The organism is Amycolatopsis sp. NPDC052450 (assembly GCF_044547565.1).
GTDB lineage: Bacteria > Actinomycetota > Actinomycetes > Mycobacteriales > Pseudonocardiaceae > Amycolatopsis.
The window spans coordinates 293,587-306,325 of the sequence record NZ_JBIUAQ010000006.1 but is presented as its reverse complement, the minus strand read 5'-3'; the positions used below and the strand labels follow the sequence as shown (position 1 = coordinate 306,325).

Here is a 12,739-nt window from a genome sequence, read left to right as displayed (position 1 = left end):
GGAGGCCCTCACGACCTGCCGGTCTGAGCTGAGCCCTTTCCGAGGCAGACGGGCGGGCAGGAACGCCACCTAAAGTCTCAGTGCTACAGCGACCTTCATGACACCGGGAAGCGGTCAGTAGCGCCCAGCGGTCAACGTGTCGAAGTCCGGGAACTCCCCCGCCAGTGTCGCGCCGGTGAAGTTGCCGACCCAGCCGCCGTCGTCGTGGAAGAACCGGATGGACACGTAGTCGGGCCGCGTGCCCATGTCGAACCAGTGCGTGGTGTTCGCGGGCACGCTCAGCAGGTCGCCCGCCTCGCACAGCACTGCGTACACCTTGCCCCCGACGTGCAGGTAGAACACACCGGACCCCCGCGCGAAGAAGCGGTCTTCGTCATCGTCGTGGGTATGCTCGGCGAGGAACTTCTGCCGGGCTTCGGCGGCTTCGGCCGCCCAGCCGGGCTCGTCGGACGGGGTCATGCGGACGGCGTCCACGAAGGTGTAGCCCTCGGCCGCCGAAACCTTGCCGATCGGCTCCTCGTAGGCGGCCAGCACCTGCTCGGGCGTCACGTCGCGCGGCAGGTCCGGGACGAGGTCCCAGCGTTGGAACCGGACACCGAGCCGCCCCAGTTCGCCGGTGATCACGGCCGGATCCTCGGTCCTGAGCGCGATCTCGTCGGGCCGGTCGTCCGGCCACACCGTCAGCAGGGTCATCGCACTCCCCTTTCTCGACCGACAAGTCTTGTCTCTACCCGGAACCGGAGCAACCACTCCAAACATTCCAGGCGGTGGCGAGCGTGGCGCAGGTCATCGCCCCAGACGTAGATCCCGTGCCGCGCGACGATCACCGCCGGCGTGTCCGCCCGGAAGCCCGCCTCGAACGCGTCGCCGAGGACGCACATGTCCTGACCGTTGGCGATCACCGGGATCGTCACCAGGTCGTCGTGCGCGGCGCGGCCGAAGCCCTTGAGCATCTCCAGGTCCCGCAGTTCGACACCGTCCGGCCAGTGCTCGGCGGCCACCACCGGTGCGAGCGCGTGTACGTGGATCACCGCGCCCGCACCCGACACCGCCGCGATCCGGGCGTGCAATCCGGCCTCGGCCGAGGGCACCTTGTCCGGATGCGGCTGGTCGGCGACGGCCAGCCCGTCCTCGCCGACCACCACGACGTCGTCGCTGGTCAGCTCGCCTTTGTCCCGGCCGCTGACGGTGACGGCGACCCGCAGCGGATCACGGCCGAGCACCACCGAGAGATTGCCGGACGTGCCCCGCATCCAGCCCAGCCCGGCGAACCGGGCGGACTCCTCGGCCAGCGCGCGTCCGGCGAGTTCCAGCGTGCTCATCGAGGGACGACCTTCACCTCGTCGAACGTCCGGATCGTCCGGTGTGTCCCGAAATCCGCGTCGCCGAACGGCTCGCCGTCGCGGGCGAGGCCGACGGTCTGCCAGCCGTCGGCGGCGGCCCCGTCGAGTTCGGCCGGCACGTCGGAGAAGAACACGATGTCACCCGGTTCGGCCTCCAGTGCGGAGGCGATCGCGCGATACGACGGCGCCTCGCGTTTCGGTCCGGCGTTGACGGTGTCGAAATGCTTCTCGAACAGGCCGGTGACGTCGCCGTCGGTGGTCCGCGAGAACGACGCGACCTGCCCGGCGACCGAACCGGACGAGAACACCGCGAGCCGCAGGCCCGACTCGTGCCACGACCGCAGCGCTGGGGCGACATCGCCGAAGAACTCCGTCGTGAGTTCGCCGTCGGCGTACCCCTGCTGCCAAATGAGGCCCTGCAACGTCTTCAGCGGCGCGATCTTCTGGTCCGCGTCCATCCAGCCGTGCAGCACCCGCACGACGTCCACTGTGGACGCGTCCGCCGGGAGCCCGCCGAGTTCCTTGATCCGGGCGACGGCGCCGGCGACCTCGGGGTCGTCCGGGTGCTCGTCGATCCACGGGCCCAGCCGCGGGCGCGCGTAGTCGTAGAGGGTCACGTGCACGTAGCTGGTGGCGGTCAGCGTGCCCTCGATGTCGAGGACCACCCATCGGGCGGTCAGCGTTGCGGTCACTGGTTCGCTTCCCCTTCTGCGTAGTACTCGCGGAGCCGCCGGGGTTCGAAGGCCCCGCGGTCGGTCACCACCGAGGTCACGAACCGCGGTGGTGTCACGTCGAAGGCCGGATAGTGCCCACGCACGCGTTCGCTCGCCACTCGGTGGCCGAGCGCGCTCAGCACCTCGTCGCCGTCACGGTATTCGATCGGCACGTCGGCGCCGGTCGGCGCGGCCTGGTCGGGCGCCTGGACCATCGCGTGGAACGGCACGCCGAACGCCTCCGCCGCCACCGCGAGCCCCAGCGTGCCGATCTTGTTGACGACGTGGCCGTCCATGGTGACCCGGTCGGCCGCGGTCACCAGCGCGCCGACCTCACCCGAGGACAACACCGCGGCGCCCATGCCGTCCGTGATCAGCCGGGTGTCGGCGCCCATCTCGACCAGAGTCTCGGCGGTCAGCCGCGCGCCCTGCAGGTACGGCCGGGTTTCCGTGCAGAGGAAGGAGAACTCCTTGCCCTGCTGTCGCGCGGCCAGCACGAATTCGACCAGGTACAGATCCGCCCAGCAATGCGTCAGCACGGTCGCCCCGGCCGGCACCAACGCGGCCGCGTGCTCACCCAGCGCACGGCTGCGCGACCGATACAATTCGTCACCTGCTTGCGCACCGGCCGTCGCGGCCTCGACGAGATCGCCAGCCGATTTGTCTACTTCGGACAGTACGGCGGCGACGGCCTTGCGCAGATGGTTGTTGGTCTTGCGGGTCGCGACGATCCGCTCCCCCGCCCGCTCCAGGTACGCCCGCGGGTCCGCGAGCCCGGACGCCTCGCGCGCCGCGAGCACCATCGCGCCCAGTGCCGCGAAATACGGCCCGGACGACTGCGTGACCATGTCTTCGATGGCCACCGCGACCTCTTCCGAAGTCCGGCACAGCACCCATTCCCGTGCGAACGGGAACACCCGGCGGTCGAGGATGTGCACGCCTTCGTCGTCGAGGCGGACGCTTTCGGCGAGGATCGGCAGCGTCATCAGCTGTACCCCGAAAGGCAAGGCGGGATCCCGTTGAGGAAGTGGTCGCCGACCTCGCGGGCCTTGTAGGTCACGGGGTCGTGCAAGGTCAGCGTGCGGGCGTTGCGCCAGAAGCGATCGAAGCCGTACTTCGTCGCGGTGGCCCGCGCGCCGGTGAACTCGAAGACCTTGCTCGTGGTCTCGACGGCGGCCCGGCTCGCGACGATCTTCGCCGACGAGATGGCGATCGCCGCTTCGGCACGTTCGGCCGGGGTCAGTTCGAACCCGCGCTCGTCGGCCTCGCCGAGCGCGGCAACCGCGGCGTCGACGGCGAAACCGGCCGCCCGCGCGGTCGCGACCAGTTCGCCGTATCCGGCCAGGATGTACGGATCCTGCGTCGCTTTGTCCACATCGGACAGTGTCCAGGGCCGCGCGGTCTCGCGCGTGTACACCGCGGCCGCGTCGAGCGCGCCGACCGCGAGGCCGGCGTACACCTGCGCGAGCATGAGCTGGAACCCGATCGCCGCCAGGGAGATCCGGGGCACCTTCGGATCCGACTGGTCCTCCGGCTGGGCGCCGAGCACGTCGTCGGCGGCGATACGGACGGCCTCGAACCGCACCGCGCCGCTCGCGGTGAGCCGCTGGCCGATGTTGTCCCATTCACCGGGGAAGGTGATCCCGTCGGCCCGCGCGTCGACGACGAACGTCAGCTTGTCGCCGTTGTCCGTCCTCGTCGCGCTGACCACCAGCCGATCGGCGACGGCCGCGCCGGTGGCGAAGGTCTTGGTGCCCTCGACGGTGAACCCGCCGTCGGCCGGGGTCAGGAGCAGGGCGGCGTCGAGCGGGTTGCTCACGCCCGCCCAGAACCAGCCCGGTTCGCTCGCCGCGCGCGGCCCGAACAGGCCGGTGCGCCACAGCTGCAGGTAGTGGTAACCGAGGAGGTGTCCGACGGAGGCGTCGGCGGCGGAGACGATCCGGGTGGCCTCGTTCGCCGCCGCCCAGCCGGCGGTGTCGAGCAGGGGCAGGAGCCCGGACTCGCGCAGCAGACCGACTTCGCGGACCGGCAACTGTCCGGCCAAGTCCCGCTCGGCCGCGTCCGCCGCGAGGGTGCTCGCCAGCTCGTGCGCCGCTTTACGCCACACTTCGGTCATTCCGCCCCTTCCACGTCGATGAGAGCGTCCAGCGCCACGCGGGTCGCCCTCGCCACCCCGGCGGCCACGACGTCGCGATGCGGGTCGTAGGCCGACGGGTCGGGGTGCTCGGGCCGCGCGTCACCGTCGATCACGAGCACACCACCGGCCCGCAGGCCGCGCAATGCCGCGAACACCAGCAGCGTGGAGAGTTCCATCTCAATGGCGATCACCCGCGCGGCCAGGTACTCGGCCATCGGGAGGGTGAGCACCAGCGGGCTGAACGCGGCCCGCGTCCACACCACGCCCCGGTGCGCTTCCGGTGCCTCGCGGCTCAGCGCCACGACGACCTCCGGGGTGGCGAACGCCGGGTACTCGGGGTGGATCAGCTGCTGGGTGACGCCGTCGTCGCGGACCGCGGCCTCGGCGATGACGAGGTCGCCGTCGGTGATCCCCTCGGCCAGCGAACCGGCGGTGCCGAGCCGCAGGAACGTGCGGACGCCCGCCTCGGCCAGCTCACCGAACTGGCACAACGCGCCGGGGCCGCCGACTCCGTGCGACGACACGACGACCGGGACACCCTTCCAGGTGCCGGTGTAGCTGCGGTACTCGCGGTTCTGTCCGACGAGGACGGCGTCTGTCAGCGATTCGGCCACCGCCGTCGCGCGGTCCGGATCGCCCACGACGAGGGCACGCGGCGGCAGTCCGTGCCGGGGGATCTTGGTGATGGGCAGGACGTCGCTCACGCGGGCTGTCCCTTCTTACGCTTGAGATTCGACAGGAACAGCGCCACGAGCGTGACGACGTACGGAGCGGCGTCGGTGGCCTGCTGCGGCAACCCGATGCCCTGGAGCCGGAAGCCGAACGCCTCGGCGAGGCCGAACAGCAGTGCCGCGAGCAGCACCCCGAGCGGATGCGCGCGGCCCAGCATGACCGCGACGACGGCGATCCAGCCGCGGCCGGCGGTCATGTTCTCGGCGAAGAGCGTCACCGAGCCCAGCGCCAGTTGCGCGCCGCCGAGACCGCACAGCGCTCCCCCGGCGAGGATCACCCCGTAGCGGTATTTCGTCACGTTGACGCCGAGGCTGGACGCCGCCTCCGGGCGCTCGCCGACGCCTCGCAGCCGCAGGCCCCACGGATGCCGGTACAGCAGGACCGCGAGCGCGGGCACGGCCAGCCAGGACAGGTAGACCAGCAACGATTGCCCGGGAATCGGCCCGAACTGGCCCAGCCCCTGCAACGAGGGGTCGCTGAACGAGCCTTCGGTGCCGAAGACGGTGCGGATGAGGAAGCTCGTCAGGCCGACCGCGAGCAGGTTGCTCGCGACACCCAGCACGATCGGATCACCGTCGAAGGTGATCGAGCCGATCGCGAGGATCAGCGAGTACGCCGTCGCCGCGAGCACCGCCACGACGACGCCGATCCAGGCGCTGCCGGTGTACCAGCTCCCGGCGACGGCGCCGAAGCAACCGACCAGGAGCGAGCCCTCGAGCGAGATGTTGAAGACCCCGGCCCGCTGGCACAGCGCGCCCGCGAGCGCGGCGAACAAGATCGGTGTCAGCGCGGTGAGCGCCGAGGAGAACAGGCTCGCGTCGATCATGCCCGCTTCCCCTTCCGCTTGAAGACCCCCGAGGCGGCCGCGAGGAAGATGATCAGCACCGCCTGCAGGACCGCGGTCAGCTCGCGCGGTACCTGGGTGGCCCGTTCCATCGCGAATCCGCCGCTGGTCAGCGCCGCGAGGAAGACCGCAGCGAGCAGGGTCCCGAGCGGGCTGGCCCCGGCGAGCAGCGCCGCGAGCAGGCCGATCCAGGTGTACTGCGGCGTGATCAGCGCGCCGTCGATGAACCGGTACGGGAAGCCGAGAACGGCGATCGCGCCGACCAGCCCTGCCGTCCCGCCCGAGGCGGCCAGCAGTCGCAGCGTGAGTTTCGGCCGGTCGATCCCGGCGTAGGCGGCGAACCGCGGTGCCCAGCCGGTCACCTTGGTCTCGAAACCGGCGGGCGTGCGGGCGTCGATCACCGTGTGGACCGCGATGACCGCCACCACCAGGAAGATCCCGGTCGTCACGCCGTCGATTTCGGGCAGGCGCGCGCCGTCGGGCAGTTGCGGGCTCTGCGGCAGGCTGGACCCGGCGTCCTTCAACGGGAACCGCACCAGATACCCGGCGAGCGACATCGCCGGATAGCTCAGCAGCAGCGTGCTGATCAGCAGCGGAACGCCCAGGCGGTTCTCACAGACCGCGGCCAGTGCGGCGTACGCGGCTCCGGCGAGGATGCCCGCGAGCAGCGCCAGGATCACCTTGATCGGCCCGGGACCGGGCACGTACAGGCCGACGGCGAGCGCGCTGACCGCGCCGAGCACCAGCTGTCCCTCACCGCCGAGGTTCACCATGCCCGCGCGCAGCGGGATCGCGAGCGCGGTCGCCATTCCCGCGACGGGGACGGCGTAGGCCAGGGTGTCGCCGATGCCGTCGGGGCCGAACGCGCCGGAGACGATCGCGCCGTACGCGGCCAGCGGATCGGTTCCGGTGGCCAGCAGCAGGATCGCGCCGAGGACGAGCGCCGCGGCGACCGGGACGGCGACGAGACGGACGCGGGTCATCCGGCACCTCCGGCCATCGCGAGGCCGATCGCGTGCTGATCGGCCTCGTCCTTGGTGAACTCGGCGACGATCCGGCCTTCGAACAGCACCAGCACACGGTCCGACAACGCGAGGATCTCGCTGAGTTCGGCGGAGATCAGCAGGACGGCGTGCCCGGCGTCGCGATGGGCGACGAGCCGGGCGTGGATGTTCTCGATCGCGCCGACGTCGACACCTCGGGTGGGCTGCTCGACCAGCAGGAACGGCGCGTCGTGGGTGAGCTCGCGGCCGAAGATCGCTTTCTGCTGGTTACCGCCGGACAGCGTGCCCATCGCGGCGCCGGGGCCGGACGCGCGGACGTCGTAGTCCTCGATGATCGCCGACGCGTGCTCGTCGATCGCCTTGCGGCGCAGGAATCCCTTGCGTACCAAGGGACGCTTGCGATGGAAACCGACGGCGAGGTTCTCCCTGAGGCCCGCCGTGGGCGCCGAGCCGACCTCGGCGCGGTCTTCCGGGACATGGGCGAGTCCGGCGTCCCTGCGTGCGCGGACCGACAGGCCGTCGAGAATCTGTCCCTTGAGGACGACGGTGCCGCCGGTCTTCCGCAGGCCGGTGATGGCGTCGGAGAGCTCAGCCTGCCCGTTGCCCGCGACCCCGGCGACGCCGACGATCTCCCCCGCGCGCACGGTCAGGGAAACGTTGTCCAGCAACGGTTTTCCTTCCGCTCCGGGAACGGTCAGGGAGCGAGCTTCGAGGATGGTGTCCTCTGGAGTCCCGGCCGGATGCACGCGGTCGAGGTCGACCACGCGTCCGGTCATCGCCGCGGCGAGCCCGGCGGCCGTCTGGTCCGCGGTGCGGCCGCGCGCGCTGACGCGGCCGTCCCGCAGCACCGTGACGTGGTCGCTGACGGCGAGAACCTCCTGGAGTTTGTGCGACACCAGCAGAATCGTGCGATCCTCGGCGGCGAGGGCGCGCAGCACGCCGAACAACCGCTCGGTTTCCGGCGGGGTCAGCACGGCGGTGGGTTCGTCGAGGATCAGCACGCCGGCCTCGCGGTACAGCAGTTTGAGGATCTCGACGCGCTGCCGGAGCCCGACCGGCAGATCGCGGACCCGGTCGCCCGGCCGCAGCCGCAGTTCGTGTCGTTCGATCAGCTCGGTGACACGGGCGGTCGCCGCCTTGCGGTCCAGCAGGCCGCGTCGGGTCGGTTCGCTGCCGAACACGACGTTCTCGGTGACGGTGAGCTCACCGAACAGCGCGAACCCCTGCTGCACCATGCCGACACCGGCGTCGATGGCCCGCGCGGGCGAACCGAAGGAGACTTCCTCGCCGTGCAAGGAGATCGTGCCCTCGTCGGGCCGGTGCAGACCGTAGAGCACGGACATGAGCGTCGATTTGCCCGCGCCGTTCTCGCCCATCAGGGCGTGGATCTCGCCGCTGCCGGCGTCGAGGTCCACGTGGTCGTTCGCGAGCACTCCGGGGAACCGCTTGACGATCCCCCGGAGTGAGACGGCGTCAGGACTTGGCGGGGTCATCGACGACGATCGCGCCCGAGATGATCTGGTCCCGCAGCTCGCCGACCTTCGCCAGCACGTCGGGGTGGCTCGCGACGACGCACTGCGACGTCGCCGCGTCCGGCTCCAGCCCGGTCAGGGAGATGCCCTTCTCCTTGACACCGTAGGACTTCGTCTCGCCGGTCTTGCCGCCGAGGATCGCCTCGACCCCGTCGCCGACGACGACGTTGGTGCGCTTGATGACGTTGTCCACGACCTGTCCCGGGCTGGCCGGGCACTGGTTGGCGTCGACGCCGAACGCGAAGAACTTGCCCTGTTTCGCGGCCTCGAACACGCCGAGGTTGCCCGCCGCGGAGGCGGCGCCCATGACGTGGTCGACGCCCTGGCCCGCCAGGGTGGTGGCCAGTGCCTTCGCGCGGGCCGGGTCGTTGAACGGGTTCGCGCCGCCGATGAACAGCGGGGCCAGCGTGGTGCCGGGTTTGGCCTTCTCCGCGCCCTGCCCGAACGGGATCGAGTACCGGCGGAACTGGGGCGTGTCGAGTACGACGACCGCGCCGACCTTGCCGGACTTGCTCAGCAGCCCGGCCTCGGCACCGGCGAGGTAGCTGCCCTCGTGCTCACGGAACACCGCGCAGGTGACGTTCGGGAACGGTTTGGTGGTGCAGGAATCCACGAAGAGGAACTTCTGCTCGGGATTGCGCTCGGCCTCGGCCGCGATCGCGTCGGCGAAGTTGAAGCCGACGGCGACGATCACGGCGGGCTTCTCGCGCACCGCGGCCGCGAGATTCTGCTGGATCGAGGCCGGATCGGTGCTCTGGTACACCTTCTGCGTCCCGTTGTGCTTCTTGGCCGAGTCCTCGATGCCCTGGACGGCGAGCTTGAGGAAGTCGTTGACCCCGACCGGGCTCGGCGTGATCAGGACCAGCGCCGGCCCGGCGGCGTTTTGCGCGGCCGGGTCCTTGGCCGAGGCGTTGCACGCGGCGAGGAGCGTGACGGCGGAAACGGCCATGACGGCCCGCAGGAGGGTTCTCGGCGACATGTTTCGGACTGTATGTCTCCGGTCCACGATATGACACCGATTCCCACCATGCGGAACCGTGTAGGTCGTTATACGTCGCCCGGATCCGCCCCGAGCACAATCCCGTGCCGCGAACGGTGGAGACCGGCGGTGCGGCGAAGGGTGAACCGGTCGATCTCGGCGCCGTCGTTGCGCAGGGTCCGCACGGTCAGCGTCGTCCGGCGGCCGGGCCAAGCGGGCTCGACGTCGATCGCGAGAAACGAGTATCCGGTGTAGCGCACCCGCGACCAAGACACGGTCTCGGCCACTTTCTCGCCGCCCTTGACCCAGTGATACGACTGGAACTCCCCCGCGAACGTGTCGGGCACCGGGAAGCTGTAGAGGCTCTTCCCGCCGCCACCGCAGGTCGCGTACACGGTGCCGTCGCGGTCCGGCTCGATGGTGTCGCCGATCTTGACCTCACGGGTCACCTTGCCGCCGCGCAGGGCGTCGGTCCGTTCGTAGATGTGGTTGTGCCCGTTGATCACGAGGTCGACCCGGAACTCGTCGAACAGCGGGACCCACTGCTCACGGACGCCGCCCTCGGACGCGTGCTGGTTCGTCGTCGAGTAGGCACAGTGATGGAAGAACACCACGACGAAGTCGACGTCCGGCTGCGAACGCAGATACCGCAGGCGCCGCTTGAGCCACGCCGTCTGGGAACCGTGCGAGTAGCCGAGATTCGCCGGGATCTCGTAGGAGACGTCGTTGGCGTCGAGCGAGATCACCCCGACGTTGCCGTAGATGAACGAGTACACGCTGGGACAGTCGTGCGGGCCGCCGCCAGGGAAATCCCAGCGTTTGAGCTGGCCGCCGTACCCGTCCGGGGAGTAGAGGGCCTCCATGTCGTGGTTGCCGGTGGTGACCATCCACGGCACCGACGCCGCGACACCCTCGATCTGGCGGTAGTAGGCGTCCCAGACCTTGGGGTCGAAGAGGTCGTGGCCGGCGTCGGGCTCGGACCCGGGCGGCTTGCCCGCACCACTCGGGTCGGCGTACGCGATATCGCCTGCCAGCAGGTGAAAGCGCGGATTCTGACCCGCGACGGCACCGTCCTGCGCGAGGGCCGTCGTCGAGACCCCCTGATCCCCGAACGCGGTGAAGGTGAACTTGCCCGCCGGTATCCCCCGGGCGGGCGCGGTGGTGAACGTCGAGATCGCGGCGGACCCGCCGTCCCCCGACGCCGGGTCGAAACCCTCGTGCCCGACGGCGTACCGATAGGTGTGGCCGGGCCAGAGGTGATCGGCCTCCGCGTGCAGGTAGTACTGGTCGTACGGCGCGATGACCCCGGCGACCTCCGAATGCAGCGCGCGGACCTCGGCCGGAATCCGGTGGCTCCAACCGCCATGACCGTCGGCGATCCGCAGGAACGGCTTCCGCACCAGCGCCGGCACCTGCCACGCGACCCGCATCGACGTCCGCGGATTCCGCCCGAACGCCAGATGCCGCCCCGCCGGGACGACCTTGTCGCCGTCGGCGTACGCGGTGCCCTGCAAGAGAAGCGGCCCGGCGGCGAGGAGGGCACCGGTTCCCTTGAGCATCGAGCGGCGGCTCAGGTACTCGTGTTGTTCGGCCATCGTGAGACGCGAGGCCAGCGCGTCGGGCACACCGACCCTGGGGATTTCCATGCGCGGATACTCGCCGACGCAGATGTTCGGCTCGCGACGGTGAAACGAACGGGAGTGGTCGAGCTGCCCAGGTCCGGCTCAAGGGATTCTCAAGTGGGCTTTACTGTTCGGGCGTCTTTGGTCGAACTCCATGAACGTCCGACCCCTTCGCAATTAGGTGACTAATTGCGAAGGGGTCGGACGCCTTGCCCAAGGTGATTCAGCTCGGCGGCCGATTCACCCTTCAGTGTTGGTTGTTCCTTTTGACGGTTGCTTAAAATTACGAACAAGAGTTCGATTTGTTCGGGTATTATTGAGGGGTGTCCGAGACTTTCCTTCCCGAGTTGCCGCAGGAGTTGTGGCGCGCCGGCAAGCTGGAGCTTGCCCATGGCGTGCAACAGTCCTTGCAGGTGATCAGGATGGCCACCGCCGGACTGGGGCGATACCTGGCGGAGATCGAGTCTCGGGGCGCGAAGGACTTGTACGGGTATGGGTCAACGGCCGCGTGGTTCGCGGATGTGGCGGGATTGTCGCGCGGTGAAGCAAGTCCGGTGGTGAACCGGGCGATCGCGGTGAACCCGACCCGCGCTTTGGACGGCACCGAGGTTCCGGCTGTCGCACCGGCTACTGCCGCTGTCGCCGCCGAAGGCTTGGTCGGGGACGAGCGGATCGACCAGATCCTGGAGTTCTTGAAGAGACTCCCGGCCGATACTTCCACCGAGGACCGGGCGAATGCGGAGAAGATCCTCGCTAACCTCGCCCGCGACGCCGGACCCCGCCAACTCGCCGACGCCGAAGCAAAACTGCTCGCCTGGCTCGATCCGGACGGCAACGAACCGAAAGATCCCGAACCCGCCCAGCCGCGCCGCGAAATCACCTTAGAGCGCCGCAAAGACGGGTACTGGAAACTCACCGGCCTGCTCGATGACGAGACGGGTGCTCGCACCGCGGCGGCTCTGGAGGCACACGCGCAACCGCGCCCGGTGGACGAGTTCGGGCAGGCTGATCTGCGGATGAAATGCGAACGCATGGGAGACGCGTGGGTCGACATCCTCGACCTCGCGATCGCCTGCCCGGACCAACCCGGCACCAGCGGCTACCGCACCCTCCTGCACGTCACCATCGGACTCGACGAACTCAAAACCGGTCTCGGGACCGCCTGCTTGGACTTCGTCGGGACCATGACCGCCCGCGAGGCCCGGCTCGCCGCCTGCGACTGCCTCATGTTGCCGGTCGTCATGAGCGCCGCCGGTGAGCCCCTCGACGTGGGGCGGCTGCGGCGGTTCGTCACCCCCGGCCAGAGACGAGCGTTGAACATCCGGGATGGGGGCTGCGCGTTCCCCGGCTGTGATCGGCGGCCGAAGAACTGTCACGCACACCACATTCGTCACTGGGCAGACGGAGGCCCTACGGATCTCCGGAATCTCGTGCTGCTGTGTGGTTTCCACCACCGCCTGATCCACCACGGCGACTGGCAAGTTTACATGGCCGCCGACGGCCTACCGGAATTCATCCCACCCCAATATCGAGATCCGGTACGACAACCCCGCCGCAACACCCTGCACCGCGTTTGACCCGAGGAGCCCGCCAGCCACACCGGCGACGGGCCCCTCGTCATGCCCAGCGAACAACACCAAGCTCTTGCCCCCGCTCGAAGTACATGAAGGCCCCCTTCCTTGCGCTAGTGTCCTGCACCGGAAGTTCGCGCCGTAAATCCGTATCGATAGCCGACCGTTTCGCGCCTGGACCGGGGGGCATGAGGTGCGTGGGGGGGGGGCCCGACAGCGCCCCCCGGGGGGGGGGGAGTGGGTTTTGGGGACCGGAGGCCCC

The 12,739-nt window shown here is 69.7% G+C and carries 12 protein-coding genes; 1 reads left to right on the top strand and 11 read right to left on the bottom strand.

Annotation, left to right across the window (positions count from 1 at the left end):
- Window positions 1-114 precede the first annotated feature (114 nt).
- The 11 genes from ACIHAO_RS13850 to ACIHAO_RS13800 form a co-directional block, all read right to left on the bottom strand.
- On the bottom strand, window positions 115-693 hold the full coding sequence (locus tag ACIHAO_RS13850) for an acireductone dioxygenase (protein WP_125793738.1): 579 nt from the start codon (window positions 691-693) through the stop codon (window positions 115-117).
- A complete protein-coding gene (gene mtnB / locus ACIHAO_RS13845; protein WP_396557643.1) occupies window positions 690-1,322 on the bottom strand; it encodes a methylthioribulose 1-phosphate dehydratase in 633 nt (210 codons plus the stop codon). Before mtnB ends, ACIHAO_RS13850 begins: the two co-directional genes overlap by 4 nt.
- Entirely contained in the window at window positions 1,319-2,035 is a 717-nt protein-coding gene (gene mtnC / locus ACIHAO_RS13840; RefSeq protein ID WP_396557641.1) for an acireductone synthase, read from the bottom strand. Before mtnC ends, mtnB begins: the two co-directional genes overlap by 4 nt.
- On the bottom strand, window positions 2,032-3,042 hold the full coding sequence (locus ACIHAO_RS13835) for a methylthioribose-1-phosphate isomerase (RefSeq protein WP_396557639.1): 1,011 nt from the start codon (window positions 3,040-3,042) through the stop codon (window positions 2,032-2,034). Before ACIHAO_RS13835 ends, mtnC begins: the two co-directional genes overlap by 4 nt.
- A complete protein-coding gene (locus tag ACIHAO_RS13830; RefSeq protein ID WP_396557637.1) occupies window positions 3,042-4,172 on the bottom strand; it encodes an acyl-CoA dehydrogenase family protein in 1,131 nt (376 codons plus the stop codon). The genes ACIHAO_RS13835 and ACIHAO_RS13830 overlap by 1 nt, the downstream gene beginning before the upstream one ends.
- Entirely contained in the window at window positions 4,169-4,897 is a 729-nt protein-coding gene (locus tag ACIHAO_RS13825; RefSeq protein ID WP_396557635.1) for a nucleoside phosphorylase, read from the bottom strand. Before ACIHAO_RS13825 ends, ACIHAO_RS13830 begins: the two co-directional genes overlap by 4 nt.
- Window positions 4,894-5,751, bottom strand: coding sequence for an ABC transporter permease (locus ACIHAO_RS13820; RefSeq protein ID WP_073846947.1), 858 nt, complete (start codon window positions 5,749-5,751; stop codon window positions 4,894-4,896). The genes ACIHAO_RS13825 and ACIHAO_RS13820 overlap by 4 nt, the downstream gene beginning before the upstream one ends.
- The gene (locus tag ACIHAO_RS13815) at window positions 5,748-6,752 is read right to left on the bottom strand and encodes an ABC transporter permease (protein ID WP_396557632.1); all 1,005 of its coding nucleotides are present in this window, start codon (window positions 6,750-6,752) and stop codon (window positions 5,748-5,750) included. Before ACIHAO_RS13815 ends, ACIHAO_RS13820 begins: the two co-directional genes overlap by 4 nt.
- Window positions 6,749-8,266 carry an ABC transporter ATP-binding protein gene (locus ACIHAO_RS13810; protein ID WP_396557630.1) on the bottom strand — a complete coding sequence of 506 codons (1,518 nt, stop codon included), beginning with the start codon at window positions 8,264-8,266 and terminating at the stop codon, window positions 6,749-6,751. The genes ACIHAO_RS13815 and ACIHAO_RS13810 overlap by 4 nt, the downstream gene beginning before the upstream one ends.
- Complete coding sequence (locus ACIHAO_RS13805) at window positions 8,247-9,284, bottom strand: BMP family ABC transporter substrate-binding protein (protein ID WP_233599085.1); 1,038 nt, start codon at window positions 9,282-9,284, stop codon at window positions 8,247-8,249. The genes ACIHAO_RS13810 and ACIHAO_RS13805 overlap by 20 nt, the downstream gene beginning before the upstream one ends.
- A 68-nt stretch (window positions 9,285-9,352) precedes the next feature.
- Window positions 9,353-10,930: a purple acid phosphatase family protein gene (locus ACIHAO_RS13800; RefSeq protein ID WP_396557628.1), complete on the bottom strand. Its 1,578-nt coding sequence runs from the start codon at window positions 10,928-10,930 to the stop codon at window positions 9,353-9,355.
- A 299-nt stretch (window positions 10,931-11,229) separates the two neighbouring features.
- Between ACIHAO_RS13800 and ACIHAO_RS13795 the strand changes: the two genes are divergently transcribed.
- Window positions 11,230-12,483, top strand: coding sequence for a DUF222 domain-containing protein (locus tag ACIHAO_RS13795; RefSeq protein WP_396557626.1), 1,254 nt, complete (start codon window positions 11,230-11,232; stop codon window positions 12,481-12,483).
- Window positions 12,484-12,739 lie beyond the last annotated feature (256 nt).